Consider the following 20855-nt stretch of genomic DNA (forward strand, 5'->3'; position numbering starts at 1 on the left):
TTACACTTATAAATTAAACGGAGAGGTCATTATGTTACAACCAGAAACCTTCAACATATATATTCTCCTATGTGTAATTGCTCCAATTATTGGAGCTTTTCTGCTTACTTTTATATTTATTTTCGAAAAGCAAATCGATAGCCTTGAGGAGGAAAAAAGAAATTTAGAGCTTGAGCAGGATTTACAAAGAGCAAATATTCTTCAGTTGAATCAGCAAATACAGCCACATTTCTTTTTCAATGCATTAAATTCATTATTAAGCCTAGCTCGCATCAATCGGAAGGAAGATTTAGTTGCGGGCATGGAGGCTTTGGCAACATTTTTTAAATTTAAATACAATAATCATGAGGTGTTAATTGCGTTAAAGAACGAGATACAATTTGTCGATAGTTATTTAAATATTCAACAATTGCGATTTGGCCATCGTTTGACTGTAAATAAATATGTTGATGATAAAGCACTATCCGTCCAAATACCACCTTTTATTCTGCAGACCATTATTGAAAATGCATATAAACATAGCTTTGAAAAACATATAGGACCTGCAGAGCTATCCATTATAATCAAAAAAATGGATAATAGCTTATTAATTGAAATTAAAAATACACAGCCATTAGAAAAAATAGAAATGACTACTGAACAGGTAGTAGACGAACTGCAGCAAGGTTATGGTCTCGAAAATATTAGAAAACGACTTGAGCTTATCTATGGGCTAGAAAATATTTTATTCTCGATTCAAAACAATGAACAGTATTACACCGTTACAATCCATGTTCCTGCTTAGGCATTCTATCAACTGGAAGGAGAAAGGAGAATCTCACCATGAATATTTTAATCGCAGATGATGAGCCATTAGAGCTTGAGCAAATGATTTATTTATTAAAGCCACATTTTCCAAATTGGACCTTCCATACTGCCCAAGATGCCTCACAAGCTCTGCAATTAGCTAAAAAGCACCGTATGACTATCGCCTTTTTGGATATTCAAATGCCTGGGAAAGATGGAATCACGTTGAGCAAGGAATTAAAAGCGCTTTATGAGGTAGACATCATCATGGTAACAGCTTATCAAACGTTTGAATATGCCCAACAAGCATTGCGGATCGGAGTAAAGGATTATCTTACAAAACCAGTCATTGCAAGTGAATTAGATGCGATTGTGGAGAAATATAAGGTGTGGAGTTCTAACCATGATGCGATCCAAAGCGCACTTTCCTATATTCATGAAAACTATTATGAAAAACTGAGTCTCAATATTATTGCTGAAAAAATTCATTTGAATCCTAGCTATTTAAGTAGGAAATTTTTGGAGGAGCAGTCTATTGGCATTAATGAATATATTAATAATTATCGCCTAGAAATGGCTGTAAAGAAAATCAATGAAAATCTAGACACAAGTATGTCTGCGATTGCTGAGAGCTGTGGTTTTAATAGTCAGCACTATTTTAGTGTTGCGTTTAAGAAAAAATATAATCAATCACCACGTCAATATAAATCCTCTAAAATGAGTAAAGGTCTTTAGATAGTATGTTAAGGAAGTTTTCATTGCTTGTTCCATTTGCAAGTTTAAGCACAGCAGCAGGAGTCATTATTCTTTTAGCGAGATGGATTAATGGTAATTTATTATTGTCCTCTCCTTCAGCCCTTATTTCTTTTGGTTTTATGGCGGGCATTTGTTATACATTAGCAACAGCTATTTCGTTTATCATACTTGGCTCATTGTTGAATAAGAGCGATTACACAAAAAATCAGCATACACAAAGTTTTTTGCTCTTTACCATACAGCGTAAATTGTCTGGTATGAATTTAAAGGTTATACGTCTATTTTACCTGCTAACAGGTATTGAACTTTGGCTTATTCAATTAATAAGCATTAGTGTATTGTCTGAAATTATGTTAAATATTCCAGTACCTATTACACTTTTTTTCTTTTTAATCGGCATCTTACTTCTTGACCGCATCATGTCAGTGAAAAGTATACTATGGTTGGAAATTTTATTTATTATTGCTCTTTTTTCATTACTTATTTTTATCCCTATTTATTACTTTGTATTAAATGGGGCAAGCACCGTATATGAGGGTATTCGCTTATATCACCCTTATTTATTTTATTTTAAAAATAGCGAAATTCTGCTGTTCTATGTCATTATTCAACTAGCCGTTTTAGGACAAGTATTTTTTGATAAATCAACATGGTATTTAATTGCCTTTATAAAACCTAAAAAAGTACGTCGCAGTCTGTTTTCCTCAGGTGTAATTTTAGCGTTATTAACGCTATCATTTACTGCGATTTTAATGATTGCCCTATACAGCGGATCATTTGGCCAATTCCAAGTACTGATTTTTACGTTTTTATATGAAGTGCAACCAGGCTTTCTTACATTTGCTTTTCTCGTCATTGTCCTATTAGCCATTGTCACAACCTTGCTTGTGGACATGCGGGCAACGAAACGTTTTTTTGTGATCAAAAGACCCTATTATTTCTATTTGATTGGCCTAATGATTATCTTATTCACCTGTTTCTTATCTATCGATTTAACGATTTTAGGTGTTATTTATTCTTTTGCCTTCCTGCACATTACCATGCTACCGTTTGTGTTAATCCTTTTATTTACGAATCGTCATGTTCATAAGCATAGTTGGCTTGTCATCCTGCTTTCCATCATCATTGGAATTGGTGTTGGTTTAAGCTTTAATACGCTTTACGGATTAGCTGCAAGCTTTATGATCTCAAGTATTTATCAATTAATGCTTCAGACTGAAACGATAGAAAAAAATACCTGAACTCGAGATTATTCGGGTTCAGGTTTATACTTTATTTAACTGATATAAAATAAGAATAGAATTAGTGATAGCAAGCCAACAATGGCCGAACTAATGGAAACATAATGTCTTTTTTCCTCTCGACCATAGTAATAGTCAATAAAAATAGAGCTGAAAAGGCTGACAGCTAAATATCCTCCAATGATAACAGTAAATAAAATCCATCCTTTTATTATGATCACCATGAGCATCATGGTATTCAAAATTTTAATAGCCCAAACAGCACGTCTATGCCGACTATTGACATATTCCTTTGGTATGTTAAATTTTTTCCTCATTAGTTTATCGACAAGCATTTGGATAGCTATGAGAAAAACTAGCATAACGATTAAACCTGACATTCCCAATTTAGCATCTTCTTTGAGAGCAAGATCTAAATAAGCCTTTGCCAGCTCTTTATTATCTACTTTATAAAATGAATTGTTGTCATAATCAACAATTCCGATATCCTCCTCGTTTATGAACATTTTCAGCTTCATAACCTGCCCTTTTTCAAACTCTACCCAGACATCACGTTGTAATCTAAAAAAGGTACGCTCATTCATTTGTTTCATTGTAGCTTGCTGTAATAGTTGATGTAATAACTCTTTTTCTGAACTTTGCTCCATTACTCGTTGTCCAATGACCCACCCAGGTCTTCCAGCCTTAAAGATCTCCTCATCTGAATTATAAATCATTGTATATTTTTTTATTGATTGCTGCTGTGCTAACTGAACAATTGAAGCATGTTGCTTTTGCTCTATCTGCCCTAATGGACCGATTTCTATTATCAATAGAAACATGACAATCGTGCCTATGATGATCAAGGGATATGTCCAGCGTCTTGTTTTTTTTGTTTTCCGCACTTGCCGTAAAATATCCTCCTGTAAGGATTGTGTAAATCGTGGTGCTTCACCAAGTTCTTGATCCAATTTCTCTTTAAAAGTAGTCATCCATTAACACCTCCCACTCACTATTCACTAATTTTTCCTGTAACATTTTCCTTGCTCGATGCAATCTGGTTTTAACTGTATTTTCTGCACATGTAAGAATATCTGCAATTTCTCTAACCTTTAATTCCTGATAATAATAAAGAATGACGACTTCTCTATAAGTAATAGGCAACTCAAATAAAGCATTTGTTAAGTTTGACCGTTCATGCTGTGCTAATAGCAGCGTTTCTGGTGTTCGTTTACTTGCACCAATATGCAATTTTTCAAAAAGTTGATGGCGTTTATTTTTCCAGCTTCGTAAATAATCATGACTTTTATGTACAGTTATTTTAACTAAATAGGTCTTTAGAGATGCTCTATGTTCAAAGCGATCCCGCTGCCGATAATAAGAAAAAAAGACATCCTGGACTATTTCTTCTGCCATCGCCCAATCCTTTACATAAAGATAAGCCACACGTAAGCAATATTCTCCGTGTTCTTTCATAATGGCCACTAAATGCTCACTCATCCAAACACCTCCTATAAACATTCACCCTATAGTCGTAATCCGAACTTAGTTGGTTTCAAAAAAATCGAAAAAGTTTCGTTAACATGAGAGTCATAAAACGAAAAAATCCTCACACAATAAGAGGGTATTTTTTATGAAATATCCTACATTTTTTAGACTGAATTTATTTGTATGCCATGTTACATACTTTTTTTCTATTATCTATTGAATAACTAGCAAAAAAACTGTTATAGTGAGATTGTTTGTCTGACGTCTGACTAATTAAGATCTTTTAGCTGTTCTTCTGAAATTGGAACATCAGGACAAAAAATCACAGATACTTATGGAGGAACTTATGAGATACTTAATTTCCCTTTGTGGATTGTTACTTGTTTTTGCCTTAGCTTTATTAATGAGTAAAAACAAAAAAGAAATAAAATATAAATATATAGCGATTATGTTGATCATCCAATTTTTATTGGCAGCTTTACTCCTTAATACAACAGTTGGCTATGTGCTAATTAAAGGAATCACCAAAGTATTTGATCACTTATTGTCCTATGCAAATGCGGGGATATCATTTGTTTTTGGTGGCTTAGCAAATGAAGGAGAATCACCCTTCTTTTTAGCAGTTTTATTACCGATCGTCTTTATATCTGTTCTGATTGGGATTTTGCAGCATTTTAAAATTCTTCCCTTTCTAATGAAATGGGTAGGCTTATTTTTAAGTAAAGTAAGTGGTATGGGGAAGTTGGAATCCTATAATGCTGTTGCTTCTGCTATGGTAGGCCAATCAGAAGTGTTCATAACTGTTAAAAAGCAATTAGATAAGATTGCACCTCAACGAATGTATACATTATGCGCATCTGCTATGTCGACTGTTTCGATGTCAGTAGTGGGAGCTTATATGACGATGATTGAGCCAAAGTATGTTGTTACAGCCATTGTATTAAACCTGTTTGGTGGATTTATTATTGTTTCCATCATTAATCCATACACTGTGGATGAAAAAGAAGATATCTTAACAATTGAAGATGAACAGAAGCAAGCGTTCTTTCAAATGATTGGCGAATATATTATGGATGGCTTTAAAGTAGCCATCATTGTTGGGGCGATGCTTATTGGTTTCGTAGCATTAATGGATTTAATCAATTCATTATTCGATATGATTATCGGTATATCTTTCCAAGAAATATTAGGCTATATCTTTGCGCCAATCGCTTTCCTAATGGGTATCCCATGGGCAGATGCTGTGGCTGCTGGCGGTATTATGGCAACCAAATTAGTAACAAACGAATTTGTTGCTATGATTAACCTTGGCGATGTTGCCGAGTCCATGAGTGAACGTACATTAGGTATTATTTCTGTATTCCTCGTATCTTTTGCCAACTTTTCATCAATCGGGATTATTTCAGGAGCTGTAAAAGGTTTGAATGAAAGGCAAGGGAATGTCGTTGCTAGATTTGGTTTAAAGTTGTTGTACGGCGCTACACTCGTAAGTATCCTAACAGCTATTATTGTGGGATTGATTATTTAAATTGTATCAGGAACTATTTATTGAACTGCACTCAGTTAGAGGGGTGCAGTCCTTTTTTATTGCTTAGGGTTACTCCAAATTAAAAAATGTACATTACTAAAATTGAATTTAGTAATGTACATTTTTACTTTATATCTCTTTATTTTACGACAATATTGACAAGTTTGCCTGGAATAACGATGATTTTCACTAAGCTCTTTCCTACCATGTATTCTTGAACCTTTTCATCGGCAAGTGCTACTTTTTCAATATCCTCTTTTGAAGCATCTTTTGCTACGACGATCTTAGCACGTACTTTACCAGCAACTTGTACTGCAATTTCTACTTCATCATCCACAAGCTTTGCTTCATCATATGTTGGCCATTGCTCATATGAAAGTGTTGAATCGTGTCCTAATAACTGCCATAGTTCTTCTGCAATATGCGGAGCGATTGGAGCTAGCATTTTCACAAAGCCTTCAGCATAAGTCGTTGGAATCACATCAGCTTTATAGCAATCATTAATAAAGACCATCATTTGTGAAATAGCTGTGTTAAAGCGAATGCCTTCATAATCCTCTGTCACTTTTTTCACTGTTTGGTGGTATGATTTTTCAAGTGATTGATCGTTAGACACTTGGATTTTTGCTGAAATTGCGCCATCTTCTTCATTGACAAATAGACGCCAGATACGGTCTAAGAAGCGGCGTGCTCCATCTAAACCATTTGTCGACCATGCAACAGAAGCCTCAAGTGGGCCCATGAACATTTCATATAAACGTAATGTATCGGCACCATGTGACGTAATGATTTCATCTGGGTTGACAACATTACCCTTAGATTTAGACATTTTCTCGTTACCTTCACCTAGAATCATTCCCTGGTTAAATAATTTTTGGAATGGCTCTTTTGTATGAACAACGCCTAAATCATAGAGAACTTTATGCCAGAAGCGAGCGTATAGTAAATGCAATACAGCATGCTCCGCACCACCAATATAAATATCCACTGGTAACCAACGTTTTAGTAACTCTGGGTCTGCAATCGCCTCTGTATTTGTAGGGTCGATATAGCGTAGGAAGTACCAGCTCGAACCTGCCCACTGCGGCATTGTATTTGTTTCACGACGCCCTTTTTTACCTGTCTCTGGGTCGACAACATTTACCCATTCATCAATATTTGCTAATGGTGATTCACCAGTACCTGATGGACGGATATTATCTGTTTTTGGTAGCATTAATGGTAATTCTGATTCTGGAACTGGCGTTATCGTGCCATCTTCCCAATGAATCATTGGAATTGGTTCACCCCAATAACGCTGACGGGAGAATAACCAGTCACGTAGACGATAAGAAATTTTCTTCTCCCCTACACCTTTTTCCGCTAACCATTCAATGGCTTTCGCAATGCCATCTGCTTTATTTAAGCCATTCAGGAATTCAGAGTTAATATGTTGACCATCACCTGTAAATGCTTCTTTGCTAATGTCTCCACCTTCAAGGACAGGAACGATGTCTAAGCCAAATTCAGTTGCAAATTCATAGTCACGCTCATCATGTGCTGGCACCGCCATAATAGCACCTGTACCATAAGACACTAACACATAGTCAGCAATCCAAATTGGCACTTTTTTACCGTTAATCGGATTCACTGCATAAGCACCTGTAAATACGCCTGTTTTTTCTTTCGCTAAATCTGTACGCTCTAGGTCAGATTTCATTTTAACTTTCTCTAAATAAGCCTCAACAGCTTGGCGTTGGTCAGCTGTTGTAATTTGTTCCACTAATTTATGCTCTGGTGCAAGCACACAGTATGTAGCACCAAACAATGTATCAGGACGTGTTGTGAAAACTGTGAAGTTTTGATCTGAACCGTCAATGGCAAATGTCACTTCTGCCCCTTCTGAACGGCCAATCCAATTGCGTTGCATATCTTTAATAGATTCAGGCCAATCAACTTCTTCTAAGTCATCGATTAAACGGTCAGCATAGGCTGTAATTTTAAGCATCCACTGCTTCATTGGTCGGCGTTCTACTGGATGACCACCACGCTCTGATTTCCCATCAATTACTTCTTCGTTAGCTAATACCGTACCAAGTGCTGGACACCAGTTAACAGCTACTTCATCCACATAAGCTAAACCTTTCTTATAAAGCTGGATAAAAATCCATTGTGTCCATTTATAATACTCTGGATCAGTTGTGTTAATTTCGCGATCCCAATCATAGCTGAAGCCTAGCTCTTGAATTTGTCGTTTAAATGTCGCAATATTTTTAGCTGTAAATTCAGCTGGATCATTCCCTGTATCAAGTGCATATTGCTCAGCCGGTAAACCAAAAGCATCCCAGCCCATTGGATGAAGTACATTATAGCCTTGCATACGTTTAAAGCGTGATAGAATATCAGTTGCCGTATACCCCTCTGGATGGCCTACATGAAGTCCTGCGCCAGATGGATAAGGGAACATATCTAATGCATAAAATTTAGGCTTCGCTGTTTCATTTTCAGTTTTAAATGTTTTGTTATCAGCCCAATATTGCTGCCACTTTTTTTCAATTTGTTCATGATTAAAACTCATTTTTTTTTCCTCCTTCGATTGATCGTGCTGCTCTCCATCATAATTGACAAAATATTTAAAAAATAAAAAAACTCGCCCCTTTCTTATAGAAGGGACGAGAGAATTTGTACTCCCGCGGTACCACCCAAATTAGTGATTACACTCGGCTCAAGCTTCCTTAACGCGGAAGAAACGACACACGTTGTTTCACGCGGGCAGACTCAGAAGGCGAGTTCAACTTGCATTCTTACTAGCTCCCACCAACCGCTAGCTCTCTAAAAAGAACCACAAATCTACTATTCCTCATCACAGTCTTTACATGATATTGCATTTATTCTAATGGAAAGTATTGAAAAGCACAAGCCTTTGTTTACAGCTTACCCATTACTGAACAATTAAATCCTTTTCTTCCTTAGACTTTGATAAATCCTGACATTCATGAAAAGCAAAGTGCTGACAACCAATACATTGATTGACGTTTAAATAATGGAAAGCTTTTGTAATCGCTTCTCCAGTATGCTGAAAAAAATGCTGCGCGCCTATTTTATCGTAAAGTCCATTGTGCTGAAGAGCATCCTTTACATCTCCTTGCACACCCGTTACCAAAATAGTACCGCCCTGTGCTGTATAATTTTCAATGATATTGCTAAAATATGCTTCTCCAGTAGAATCCATAAAGGGCACTTTCCCCATCCGTAATATCAAAACTCTTGGTTGCTGATGCAAAGTACTTTCAATCGTTTGTTCAAACATTTGTGCAGCACCAAAAAACAACGGCCCTTCAATTGTGTACATACTAATTTGCGGGCAATCATGCTGCTGATGCACTACATGTGGCTGTACCTTTTCACTTTTATTTGAATGATCTGGAAGTACTTTTGTAACAACAAGCTTTTCACTCATGCGTTTCGCAAATAATAGCACAGCCAGCACAAGCCCTACCTCAACTGCTAATGTAAGACTAGTGAATACCGTTAATAAAAAGGTAATCAATAATACTAGTGTGTCGCCTGATTTTAATTTTGCGATATGTGAAAAATGATGTCGTTCACTCATATTCCAGGCTACGACCATCAGTACCGGAGCCATGCTTGCTAACGGAATATGAGATGCATATGGAGCTAATAACAATAATGTGATTAAAACAAACACACCATGAATGATACCCGACATGGGAGATACTGCGCCTGTTTTGATATTGGTCGCTGTGCGTGCAATGGCGCCTGTTGCTGGAATACCACCGAATAAAGGCGTCACAATATTAGCAATCCCCTGACCAATTAACTCACGATTACTGTTATGCTTACTATTTGTCATTCCATCCGCCACAACTGCCGATAATAGAGACTCAATACCACCTAGCATTGCAATGACAAACGCGGGACCAATAAGTTGTTGTAATCGTTCGAGCGTGATGTTCGGTAAGGCGAAATGAGGTAATGTATTAGGAATTTGACCATAAGCGGTTGCAATAGTAGCAACTTGTCCTGAAAAGAAGAAAGTTGCCATCAGTGTAGAGACAATGATACCCGCTAATGCTCCAGGAACCTTTGGAAAAAACTTTGGTGTTATCATTATTGTCGCCAAGCATACGGCGGCAGTAAGAATACTATACGTATTTGTCGTACCAAGCTGCTTAATGATTTCCTGTATGTTGGCGATAAAATATTCATGTCTTTTAACATTTGTTAGGCCTAGAAAGTTAGCGATTTGACCTGTAAAAATAATCACAGCTATCCCTGCTGTAAAACCAACTGTTACAGGACGTGGAATAAACTTAATTAAAGTCCCTAACTTAAAAAAGCCCATGACACAAAGCAATACCCCTGCCATTAAACCCGCAAGTAATAAATCTTCATAACCATAGGTAAGTACAATCCCCAATAGAATTGGCACAAACGCCCCCGTAGGCCCACCTATTTGATATTTAGAACCGCCAAAGAGAGAAATAAGAATACCTGCAATGCAAGCCGTATAAATCCCATACTCTGGTTTCACACCCGATGCTATGGCAAAGGACATGGCAAGCGGAATAGCAACGATTCCCACAATAATCCCTGACAATAAATCCTTCTTTACATGTTGAACTGAATATCCTTCAAAGCGTCCTGTAAACAGTGACTTCATAGATAAATCTTCCCTTCGAAATAATAAGCAAAGCCCAATTTGTCATCATCATTGATTTACTTATTCTCTTCGTCACCTTCATTACTTGTCATTTCCTCTAATCTCGAAATGGTATGAACCAAATGGTTATTAAAAATATCCTTTGCCACCCCAAGTAATGCACCAATCATTGGGTCACTTAAAGAATAATAAACTTTTTTGCCTTCCTTGACGCCATAAACAATATTTTTAGCACGCAATACACTTAATTGCTGAGAAACAGCAGAACCCTCTTTCTCTAAGCAATCTTGAATCTCATTGACACTTTTCTGTCCATCTACAAGGAGTTCAAGTATTCTAATGCGTAACGGATGTGCTAATGCTTTGAAAAAATCTGCTTTAAACTGTTGTAAACCCTCTTCCATAAAAAACCCCTCCATATAACTACATATTCAAATATTTGAATATGTATGATTGTAATCCTGTCACAACATTTTTTCAATATCTACTATAAAAAAAAAAGAACAAAAACAAGTGCTTAACACTCGTTTTTGCTCTTTTCAGTGTATTAATCTGCTACTATTTTGTTCTTCTTTAAAGGATAATCGTATGTTAAACATGGAATAATCGCCAATAGTACGATGACCACCAATGTTAAAACGAGAGGAATCATGCCAAATTGATCTACCATAATACCACCAAATAGTGGACCAATCATCCGTCCTCCAGTAGCAGCACTATTGATAATCCCTTGATAGAATCCTTGACGACCTTTTGGTGCCAGTTGATTAGCAATCGTTGGTAATGCTGGCGTATAAAACATTTCGCCAAATGTTAAGACAAGCATCGCTGCTCCAAACATTTTAAAATCATTTGCAAAGGCAATAATACCAAAGGAAAGTGCGATCAGCGTTACACCAAATACTAACTGACGCTTTAAATTGTGTTCCCACCGCTTTACGAGCGGTGCAATGAGTGGTTGCCCAATGACAATTAGAAGACCGTTGATTGTCCAAAGTAGGCTGTATTGCTTTAATCCCAATCCTAAATCTTGTGTATAAGATGAAATGGTTGCACTCCATTGAGAATATGCTAGCCAGCATAAAACAGAGGATGCACTAATTATTAACAAAGCATAGAAAGGGGCCTTGTTTACGATTCGTTTACTTTCACTCAAGACATTTTTAGGTGCAATACTGCCCGCCTCCAAACGCTTAAATGTAAATAAGGCAATGAAAAAGAATAAAATATACATACCTAAATTTACTTTAAACACATAGTCAAATTGATAATCTGCCACTATACCTGCAAGGGCAGGACCTACGGCAACACCGACATTTTGTGCTAAATAGATAGTATTAAAAGCCTTACGTCCACCTTCGGGCCAGGCAGCTCCAGCTAAGGCAAACATACCCGGAAAAACAATGCCCCCACTAAAGCCTAGTATCGTTAAAAACCACACATAATGTGGCCAACCATGCCAAATTGTTAAGCCAATTAATGAAGCAATCGTTAACAGAATACCAAGCATAATAGCTTTATAGCCACCAATTCTATCAAATAAGTAACCACCTAATAGATTGCCTATTACTCCAGCAGCAGAATTCAACATTAAGACAAAACCAGCCATAGCTAAAGATTTGCCTAAATAATCATGCATATAAATGGCATTCAAAGGCCATAAAAAAGAGTTGCCTGTTGTGTTCACAAGCATTCCGATAATTAAAAACCAAACACGTTTTGGCATAGAATGACCTCCATTATTTCGCTTCTCTAAATAGCTAGTGTATGCTGAAATACTTAAAAGTACAAGGAAAATAATTTTACCTTTTTTACAAGACTTCTATCCTATTTTCCATCATATTTAGTTATGTTCCTTTCCATTTTTCTTTATCCAAATCTTGATAATACCCTTACCCCATGACGGAACGAAATGCACATGATAGAATAGAGCGTTAGAGGAGTGAAATAAATGACAGAGACGAATTTTCCTTTTCCTTCAGAGGGGAAAAGATACTATACATGGAATCGCTATTTACGTGACCAATTTGGTCATAAAGTATTTAAAGTGGCCTTAGATGCAGGATTTGATTGCCCTAACCGCGACGGCACAGTCGCTTTCGGTGGCTGTACATTTTGCAGTGCTGCAGGTTCTGGTGATTTTGCTGGCAATAAGGTAGATCCAATTGATGTTCAATTTGCTGAAATCCGAGACAAAATGCATCAGAAATGGAAGGATGGCAAATACATGGCTTATTTCCAAGCCTACACAAATACACATGCCCCTTTGCCAGTTTTAAAAGAAAAATTTGAAGCAGCTTTAGCGCAAGAAGGTGTAGTAGGTCTTTCTATTGCTACTCGCCCTGATTGTTTACCCGATGATGTTGTCGAATATTTAGCAGAGTTAAATGAACGGACGTATTTATGGATTGAGCTCGGTCTACAAACGGTGCATGAGAAAACGGCTAATCTTATTAATCGCGCCCATGATTATGCAACGTATGTGGAAGGCGTTGAAAAATTGCGTAAGCATGGCATTCGTGTTTGCTCACATATCATTAATGGGTTGCCTCTCGAAGACTATGACATGATGATGGAAACGGCACGAGCAGTTGCTCAATTAGATGTCCAAGGCATTAAAATCCACTTACTTCATCTATTAAAAGGAACGCCTATGGTGAAGCAATATGAAAAAGGTATGCTAGAATTTTTAGATCAAGATGTCTATACAAAACTAGTAGCAGACCAATTGGAAATTTTACCACCAGAGATGGTCATTCATCGTATTACAGGTGATGGACCGATTGATTTAATGATTGGACCAATGTGGAGTGTCAATAAATGGGAAGTACTGAATGGCATTGACGCTGAGCTTGAACGTCGTGGTAGTTGGCAAGGGAAGTTGTATAAGACAGAGGTTACGAAATGAAACTACAACGCGTTTTACAATATGCCCAGCAGTTATTAAAAGATAATATAGAAGAGGGAGATACAGTTGTTGATGCAACTGCTGGAAACGGTCATGACACATTGTTTCTGGCACAGCTTGTTGGGGATGAAGGACAAGTTTATGCCTTTGATGTCCAAAAAGAGGCGGTTGACACGACACTCCTTCGACTTTTAGATCATGGTTTAGAACATCGAGCACTCGTTTTAAATAAAGGGCATGAAGAAGTCACACAGTTTGTACACAAGCCAGTAGCTGCGGCAATCTTCAATCTCGGCTATTTACCTGGAAGCAACCATGATATTATTACAAGGCCTAATACAACAATCCAAGCTCTTGAAGATATATTAAAGCTCTTGAAAGTGGGCGGTTTGATTGTTCTTGTTATTTATCATGGTCATCCAGGTGGAAAAGAAGAACGTGATAAGGTCATTGATTATGTAAGTCAACTTCCACAAAAATATATCCATGTCTTAAAATACGCATTTCTTAATCAACAAAATGATCCACCATTCGTCATTGCGTTAGAAAAAATGAAAGAATATCCTATTTAATACTATTGTTGAGGACAAGCTAAAAGGCGATCAGCTAGTTTCTATCAAACTAGCTGATCGCCTTGGTTTATCTACTTGTTATTACGTTTTTCATTATAGTCAACCCAGAAATCTGCACCTTTAATTCCTAATTTACGAGGATCAAAGACTGGGTCTTTTCCTTCTTTTTTCTGTTTCTCGTAATCTTTTAATGCAACAATAGCTGGTTTCATAATAATTAAAATAGCTATAACATTAATCCAAACCATCAGACCAAGGCCTACATCACCCATTGCCCATGCTAGACCAGACGTACGGATTGTACCATAGAAGGCCGCAACTAAAATGGCAATTTTGGCAATCCAGATGAACACCTTTTCTGTGCTACCTCTAAATAAGTAAGCAACATTTGTTTCTGCAATATAGTAGTAAGCCATAATTGTTGTAAAGGCAAAGAAGAATAACGCTATGGCTACAAACGGAGCTCCAAAGCCAGGTAATGATGAGTCAACTGCATATTGTGTATACGCAGCTCCTGCTTCAATACTTTTCGCAAAAGTCATTTGCTCATCGCCTGCTAATCCACCACTATTGAATTCTCCAACATGAATAAATGGATCTGCGCCTTCAGCTGCCTTTTCATCTTGCACATTATACATACCTGTAAATAAAATCATAAAGGCCGTAGCAGAACAAATTAATAATGTATCAATATACACAGACGCTGCTTGAACAATTCCTTGCTTAGCAGGATGCGATACTTCCGCAGCTGCCGCAGGGTGAGCTCCAGTTCCTTGACCAGCTTCATTGGAGTAAATTCCACGTTTAACACCCCAAGCAATCGCTGAACCAATAACGCCGCTAAAAATTTCTTGAGCCCCAAAGGCACTAGAAAAAATTAATCCGATAACTGTTGGTACTTGTGAAATATTCATAAAGATAATGATAATGGCCATAATGATATAAGCTAATGCCATAAATGGTACAATTATTTGAGCAGCGTTTGCAATCGATTTAATACCACCAATGATAATAGCACCTAGTAACACAACAATTATAAGTCCTGTGATCCATGTATCCAAACCGAAAGCGTTTTCAACAGCACCTGCGATGGCATTTGACTGCACACCAGGCATCAAAATTAACATTGCAATTAAAGCAGCTACAGCAAAAATAACTGCAAACCATTTTTGACCCATTCCTTTTTCTATGTAAAAGGCCGGTCCACCACGATATTCTGTATCTTTCTCTTCTTTATAGATTTGAGCTAATGTTGACTCTACATACGCGGTAGCCGCACCAATGAAAGCGATTGCCCACATCCAAAAGACAGCACCAGGTCCTCCCATTCCAATTGCTGTCGCAGTACCAGCAATATTACCTGTACCTACACGTCCTGATAATGCGATAGACATTGCTTGGAAAGAAGATATTCCCTTTTCCGATTTCTCCCCTTTAAACATTAAAACAAACATATCTTTAATGTGCCTTACCTGTAGGAACCTTGTGATAATTGAGAAAAATAACCCAATCAATAAGATACCATAAATAAACCATGGTCCCCATAAAATACCATTCAACTTCTCCACAATTACATCCATTTTACCCCTCCAATTTAAAATACCTTACTTTAGATCATTATAGTATTACACTTTTCAGAAAATTACAATATTATTTTTGAGTAACAATATTTAAGTAAGTAACCTAGTAAATGGAAGGGTATAAACCTATTTAATTATATAACCAATTCTTCGAAGAGCATTATTAATAAAATCTCGTATATACATAAAAATTTCTTCGCGCTCTCCCTCATGGAATAAATTATGATAACAATTTGCCCATTCTTTAAACTGAAATTCCGTGAATTCCTGTTGATGAAGCCAATTTCGAGTTTGGCGAGTGTCCGTAATTTTATCCTTCTCAGCTGTCATAATGAGCATAGGCATATTTGGCATTTCACCTTTAGGCAGCATCACTAAATTTTTCATCATCTGCTGAAGCTCTCGATACCATTTCACAGAAACAACAGACATGAGCGGTACCTCATCTTTCATTTCTTCTCTGCCTTCAACACTACGCGTTAATTTCTCTAATGTAATGTCATGTGTCAATTTAACATTCGCTGTTAACGCACTTAGACTTGTTAAAGCATTTGTTAATTTACCTGGTAATAGCTTTAGTTGCAACCAAGGTGATGTTAAAATAATGCCCGCACATTCATATTGTCTCTTTTGCATTGTATGGAGGATTAATGTTGCACCTAGTCCATGTCCTATTACAAAGGTTGGTAAATTATATGAAAAAGCATTTTCAATCAGGTTTCTTGTATACTTATTGTACAATTTGAAGTCTTCATCATGGACTCGAGCAAACCTTGCATTACCCCCATGATTCGGTAAATCCCCCATGACTATGTGGAAGCCTTCTAATCTTAATTTCTCTATCAGCCATGCATACCAACGGTGATTTTCATAAGCACCATGAAGAATAGCAATCACAGCTTTTGCTTGTCCATCAGCTTCCCATTTCCACATTTACATAGTCCTCCTAAAAAATAATTACACTTTGATTATATCGAAATAAATAGCACATTTTAATTTTATATTTCCATAATGTTGCGTATTTGATACGATAATACTACATTATAGAAAGAAAAGAGGCGATTTTCATGATTTATCCATTTAAAGATAAAACGCCAAAGATCGATCCATCTGTTTTCATTGCTGATTATGCAACTGTTACGGGCGACGTAACAATTGGCGCCGAAACAACCATTTGGTTTAATACGGTTATTCGTGGTGATGTTTCCCCAACGATTATCGGTAAACGTGTCAGTATTCAAGATCTTTGCTGTTTACACCAAAGCCCAAAATATCCGCTCATTATTGAAGATGAGGTAACAGTTGGACACCAAGTCACTTTACATAGTTGTACAATTCGCAAAAATGCCTTAATTGGTATGGGATCCATTATTTTAGACGGAGCTGAGATTGGAGAAGGTGCATTTATTGGAGCAGGAAGCCTAGTACCTCCTGGTAAAGTCATTCCTCCAAATAGTCTAGCTTTAGGTCGTCCAGCAAAAGTTGTCCGAGAATTAAATGCTGAGGATAAAGAGGATATGGAACGCATCGTACGAGAATACGCAGAAAAAGGTCAATATTATAAATCACTTCAAAAATAAATAATCTACACAAAAAAATTAATACCAACGAAAAAATCCCTCGCGTTTTCGTGTACCGAATATGTTCACGAATCCTAGCGAGGTATTTTTTATAAAAAAACAAAAGGAGCAATATTGCTCCTTTGCTTATTAATACATTAGAATAATTTTCTAATGACTTCATTACTTTAGTTCAATAGTTTATAAACATGCTTTTTCTCGTAACGCGTCTGCTTTATCAATTTGCTCCCATGGTACATTTAAATCTGTACGACCAAAATGTCCATATGCAGCAGTTTGTTTATAAATGGGACGACGAAGATCAAGCATTTTAATGATACCTGCTGGGCGTAAATCGAATAGCTCGCGTACCCATTCAACGATCTCGCTTTCTTTCACTCTACCTGTGCCAAATGTATCGACAGCAATGGAAACAGGCTGCGCAACGCCAATCGCATAAGCGAGTTGCACTTCAGCACGCTCTGCTAAGCCAGCTGCTACGATATTTTTCGCTACATAACGTGCTGCATATGCCGCTGAACGGTCTACCTTGGTTGCATCCTTACCTGAGAAGGCACCACCACCGTGACGTGCATAACCACCGTATGTATCAACAATGATTTTACGTCCTGTTAATCCAGCATCACCTTTTGGTCCACCAATTACAAAACGGCCAGTTGGATTGATAAAGTATTTCGTATTAGCATCTAATAATTCACTTGGTACAACTGGTGCAATAACAAATTCTTTTAAATCTGCTTGAATTTGTTCAAGTGTTGCTTCTTCATCATGCTGTGTTGAAATAACAATTGTATCCACGCGAACCGGTACATTATTGTCATCATATTCTATCGTTACTTGCGTTTTACCATCAGGACGTAAATAGGCAAGTTCACCTGATTTACGTACTTCTGTTAAACGGCGTGCTAATTTGTGTGCCAAGCTAATTGGTAATGGCATTAGCTCTGGTGTTTCATTACATGCATAGCCAAACATTAAGCCTTGGTCACCAGCACCAATTGCTTCAATATCTGCATCTGTCATAGAGCCTTCACGTGCCTCTAATGCCTGATCAACACCTTGAGCAATATCAGGTGATTGTTCACCAATTGCCACAAGCACCGCTAAGTTCTCAGCATCAAAGCCATATTTACCTCGTGTATAGCCAATTTCAGCTACAGTGTCACGAACAATACCTTTAATATCTACATAAGTAGAAGTTGTAATTTCTCCTGCTACTAATACTAATCCTGTTGTTACAGTTGTTTCACACGCTACACGTGCATTTGGATCTTCTGCTAAAATAGCATCTAAAATGGCATCCGAGATTTGGTCACAAATCTTATCTGGATGTCCTTCTGTTACACTCTCTGATGTAAACAGTCGACGGTTTGTCATTTGGTTTTCCTCCTAAATACTCTTACAATAAGTAGTTGTGTATGAATACGGTACTCATTACCCATGTCAAGTCCGCTCCTAAGGATTGAACTCTCAAGCCGTTACTGCTGCTTTTAACACGAGGATTTCGAAAGATCCGTCATTATAATAAGGAAAGAACTACATATACTTACCTTTACATTGATTTTTAACAATAAAAAAATCCTTTTCTCACGTTACTTTACATGAGGAAAGGAATAATGACTGCGTAACCTTTCACTCTTATCGTTCAAGGGATGTTCCCTTGCATCAGGTTGGCACCAACGCATGTCGTGAAATAGTTCATGCAGGTTGCCGGGTTTCACAGGGCCTGACCCTCCACCAGCTCGGGATAAGAGTATCCGTTCAATCTCATGTTACTGAAAAGGTCGAACGTTGTCAAATATTTTCTTATGTATTACTGTATAGAAAGGAAAGAACTTATTACACAAAAACTTTTCATACTTGGATGATGATGTAAATAGAAGCAAATTAATCCCTACAACATACCTAGCTACTTGTGGTAACATATGTGTGGCTCAATCTTCATGCCTAATTACAGTAGGATTGATGGTATTCTCCTCGAAAAACATTATTTTTTGTCAGTTTATTGAAAAGTGGTAAAAACTCTAAAATAATTTCTTAATTAGTATAGATTATTTAAGCAATTGTGTTATACTATTTTTGAAATTAAGAAAAAATCCCTCTAAATCAAGGGAATACTATAAAAAAGGATGGTATTTAATCGATGAATTCAGTAGAAATTGCAAACGAACTGAAGGAATTATTAAACGGCGGTAACATTAATGTTCAACTTTCAGTACCACAATTAGCAGAAAAAGCTACATCTCGTGGTGAAGCAATGTTAACAGTAGATGGCGCAGTTCGTGCAGAAACTGGCAAATACACTGGTCGTTCACCTAAAGATAAATATACGGTAGAAGAAGAAAGCACAAAAGATCAAATTGACTGGGGTAAAGTAAACCAACCAATTTCTTCTGAAGTGTTCGATAACCTATATGTAAAAGTAATAAAATATTTAAAAGAACGTGACGAGTTATTCGTATTCAAAGGCTTTGCAGGTGCTGACAAAGATTCACAATTAAGCATTCAAGTTATTAATGAATACGCATGGCACAATCTTTTTGCTCATCAATTATTTATCCGTCCAACAGCAGATGAATTAGCTTCTCATGTTGCTGACTTCACTGTCATCTCAGCTCCTAACTTTAAAGCAGATCCTGCGGTTGATGGTACTGCTTCTGAAACATTCATCATCGTATCACTTGAAAAGAAAATTATTTTAATTGGTGGTACAGAATATGCTGGTGAAATGAAAAAATCTATCTTTGGTATCATGAACTACTTATTACCACAACAAGGTATTCTTTCAATGCACTGCTCAGCAAACGTTGGTGAAGCTGGCGATGTGGCGTTATTCTTCGGTCTATCTGGTACTGGTAAAACGACGTTATCAGCTGATCCTGATCGTAAGCTAATCGGTGACGATGAACACGGTTGGTCTGATAATGGTGTGTTCAACATTGAGGGTGGTTGCTATGCAAAAACAATCAACCTTTCTGCTGAAAAAGAACCAGAAATCTACAATGCAATCCGCTTCGGCTCTGTATTAGAAAACGTAGCTGTTGATCCAGAAACTCGTATTTGTGACTATGACGATGGTTCACTAACAGAAAATACACGTGTAGCTTATCCAATCCAATATATCGAAAATATCGTTGATCCTTCTGTTGCAGGTCATCCAAAAACAATCATCTTCCTAACAGCTGATGCATTTGGCGTGTTACCTCCAATCAGTAAATTAACAAAAGAACAAGCAATGTATCACTTCCTAAGCGGGTTCACTTCTAAACTTGCTGGAACTGAACGTGGTGTGACTGAGCCAGAACCAGTATTCTCTACTTGCTTCGGTTCTCCTTTCCTTCCGCTTCCCGCAACAGTATACGCAGAAATGTTAGGTCAAAAAATTGACGAGCACGGTGCACAGGTATACTTAGTAAACACTGGTTGGACTGGTGGCGAATATGGCACAGGTAGCCGTATGAAACTTTCATACACACGTACAATGGTCCGTGCAGCAATCGATGGTAAATTAGCAGATGTTGAAACAACACAAGATGCTGTGTTTGGTTTACACATTCCAACAGCAGTTGAAGGAGTACCTTCAGAAGTGTTAAATCCTCGTGAAGCTTGGGCAGATAAAGCTGCATACGATGCAAAAGCTGCTGAGCTTGCAGGCTTATTCAACGAAAACTTCAAGAAATTCTCAAACGTTTCTGAAGCCATCACTACACTTGGTGGCCCATTAAAGTAACGTCTATATAAAAGACAAAGGGAACAAATTATTCGTTCCCTTTG

Annotated in this window: 17 protein-coding genes, 1 riboswitch and 1 other annotated feature; of the genes, 8 read left to right on the top strand and 9 right to left on the bottom strand. The window is 37.2% G+C overall.

Annotation, left to right across the window (positions count from 1 at the left end):
- Positions 1-31: 31 nt before the first annotated feature.
- From RCJ95_RS13865 to RCJ95_RS13875, 3 genes are read left to right on the top strand one after another with little or no spacing between them, the layout of a single operon-like run.
- Positions 32-784: a sensor histidine kinase gene (locus RCJ95_RS13865; RefSeq protein WP_312128127.1), complete on the top strand. Its 753-nt coding sequence runs from the start codon at positions 32-34 to the stop codon at positions 782-784.
- A gap of 38 nt (positions 785-822) precedes the next feature.
- On the top strand, positions 823-1521 hold the full coding sequence (locus RCJ95_RS13870; protein WP_004226027.1) for a response regulator transcription factor: 699 nt from the start codon (positions 823-825) through the stop codon (positions 1519-1521).
- A gap of 23 nt (positions 1522-1544) precedes the next feature.
- Positions 1545-2783, top strand: coding sequence for a permease (locus tag RCJ95_RS13875; RefSeq protein ID WP_312128125.1), 1239 nt, complete (start codon positions 1545-1547; stop codon positions 2781-2783).
- A gap of 35 nt (positions 2784-2818) precedes the next feature.
- Here RCJ95_RS13875 and RCJ95_RS13880 read toward each other — a convergent pair whose 3' ends face one another.
- Positions 2819-3754, bottom strand: coding sequence for a DUF4181 domain-containing protein (locus RCJ95_RS13880; protein ID WP_257520383.1), 936 nt, complete (start codon positions 3752-3754; stop codon positions 2819-2821).
- Positions 3741-4262: a sigma-70 family RNA polymerase sigma factor gene (locus tag RCJ95_RS13885; RefSeq protein WP_221681049.1), complete on the bottom strand. Its 522-nt coding sequence runs from the start codon at positions 4260-4262 to the stop codon at positions 3741-3743. The genes RCJ95_RS13880 and RCJ95_RS13885 overlap by 14 nt, the downstream gene beginning before the upstream one ends.
- Before the next feature lie 334 nt (positions 4263-4596).
- Between RCJ95_RS13885 and RCJ95_RS13890 the strand changes: the two genes are divergently transcribed.
- Positions 4597-5778, top strand: a complete 1182-nt coding sequence (locus tag RCJ95_RS13890; protein ID WP_305068589.1) for a NupC/NupG family nucleoside CNT transporter — start codon at positions 4597-4599, stop codon at positions 5776-5778.
- Between the two features lie 139 nt (positions 5779-5917).
- On the opposite strand, the gene leuS is transcribed toward RCJ95_RS13890, so the two are convergent.
- The 4 genes from leuS to RCJ95_RS13910 all read right to left on the bottom strand — a co-directional run bounded on the left by leuS (position 5918) and on the right by RCJ95_RS13910 (position 12167).
- Positions 5918-8335 carry a leucine--tRNA ligase gene (gene leuS / locus RCJ95_RS13895; protein ID WP_221681050.1) on the bottom strand — a complete coding sequence of 806 codons (2418 nt, stop codon included), beginning with the start codon at positions 8333-8335 and terminating at the stop codon, positions 5918-5920.
- Positions 8336-8422: 87 nt separating this feature from the next.
- Positions 8423-8633 (bottom strand) — a binding site (T-box leader).
- 65 nt (positions 8634-8698) lie between these two features.
- Complete coding sequence (locus RCJ95_RS13900; protein ID WP_274769977.1) at positions 8699-10441, bottom strand: SulP family inorganic anion transporter; 1743 nt, start codon at positions 10439-10441, stop codon at positions 8699-8701.
- Positions 10442-10497: 56 nt separating this feature from the next.
- Positions 10498-10845 (bottom strand): ArsR/SmtB family transcription factor, encoded by a 348-nt coding sequence (locus tag RCJ95_RS13905; RefSeq protein ID WP_221681052.1) that lies wholly within the window; start codon positions 10843-10845, stop codon positions 10498-10500.
- A 143-nt stretch (positions 10846-10988) separates the two neighbouring features.
- Complete coding sequence (locus RCJ95_RS13910; RefSeq protein ID WP_221681053.1) at positions 10989-12167, bottom strand: MDR family MFS transporter; 1179 nt, start codon at positions 12165-12167, stop codon at positions 10989-10991.
- A gap of 225 nt (positions 12168-12392) precedes the next feature.
- Between RCJ95_RS13910 and RCJ95_RS13915 the strand changes: the two genes are divergently transcribed.
- The gene (locus RCJ95_RS13915) at positions 12393-13349 is read left to right on the top strand and encodes a TIGR01212 family radical SAM protein (protein ID WP_004225990.1); all 957 of its coding nucleotides are present in this window, start codon (positions 12393-12395) and stop codon (positions 13347-13349) included.
- Entirely contained in the window at positions 13346-13921 is a 576-nt protein-coding gene (locus tag RCJ95_RS13920) for a class I SAM-dependent methyltransferase (protein WP_312128114.1), read from the top strand. The genes RCJ95_RS13915 and RCJ95_RS13920 overlap by 4 nt, the downstream gene beginning before the upstream one ends.
- A gap of 71 nt (positions 13922-13992) precedes the next feature.
- Here RCJ95_RS13920 and RCJ95_RS13925 read toward each other — a convergent pair whose 3' ends face one another.
- Entirely contained in the window at positions 13993-15501 is a 1509-nt protein-coding gene (locus RCJ95_RS13925) for an alanine/glycine:cation symporter family protein (protein ID WP_446722419.1), read from the bottom strand.
- A 126-nt stretch (positions 15502-15627) separates the two neighbouring features.
- On the bottom strand, positions 15628-16434 hold the full coding sequence (locus RCJ95_RS13930) for an alpha/beta hydrolase (protein WP_221681057.1): 807 nt from the start codon (positions 16432-16434) through the stop codon (positions 15628-15630).
- A gap of 134 nt (positions 16435-16568) precedes the next feature.
- On the opposite strand from RCJ95_RS13930, the gene RCJ95_RS13935 reads away from it, so the two are divergent.
- Positions 16569-17081: a gamma carbonic anhydrase gene (locus tag RCJ95_RS13935; protein WP_016994472.1), complete on the top strand. Its 513-nt coding sequence runs from the start codon at positions 16569-16571 to the stop codon at positions 17079-17081.
- Between the two features lie 180 nt (positions 17082-17261).
- Here RCJ95_RS13935 and metK read toward each other — a convergent pair whose 3' ends face one another.
- A complete protein-coding gene (gene metK / locus RCJ95_RS13940; protein WP_221681059.1) occupies positions 17262-18458 on the bottom strand; it encodes a methionine adenosyltransferase in 1197 nt (398 codons plus the stop codon).
- A gap of 258 nt (positions 18459-18716) precedes the next feature.
- Positions 18717-18835: riboswitch (SAM riboswitch) on the bottom strand.
- Between the two features lie 389 nt (positions 18836-19224).
- Here metK and pckA point away from each other — a divergent pair.
- Complete coding sequence (gene pckA / locus RCJ95_RS13945; RefSeq protein WP_066038097.1) at positions 19225-20811, top strand: phosphoenolpyruvate carboxykinase (ATP); 1587 nt, start codon at positions 19225-19227, stop codon at positions 20809-20811.
- Positions 20812-20855: the final 44 nt, after the last annotated feature.

The organism is Lysinibacillus sp. BSL11, from assembly GCF_052928325.1.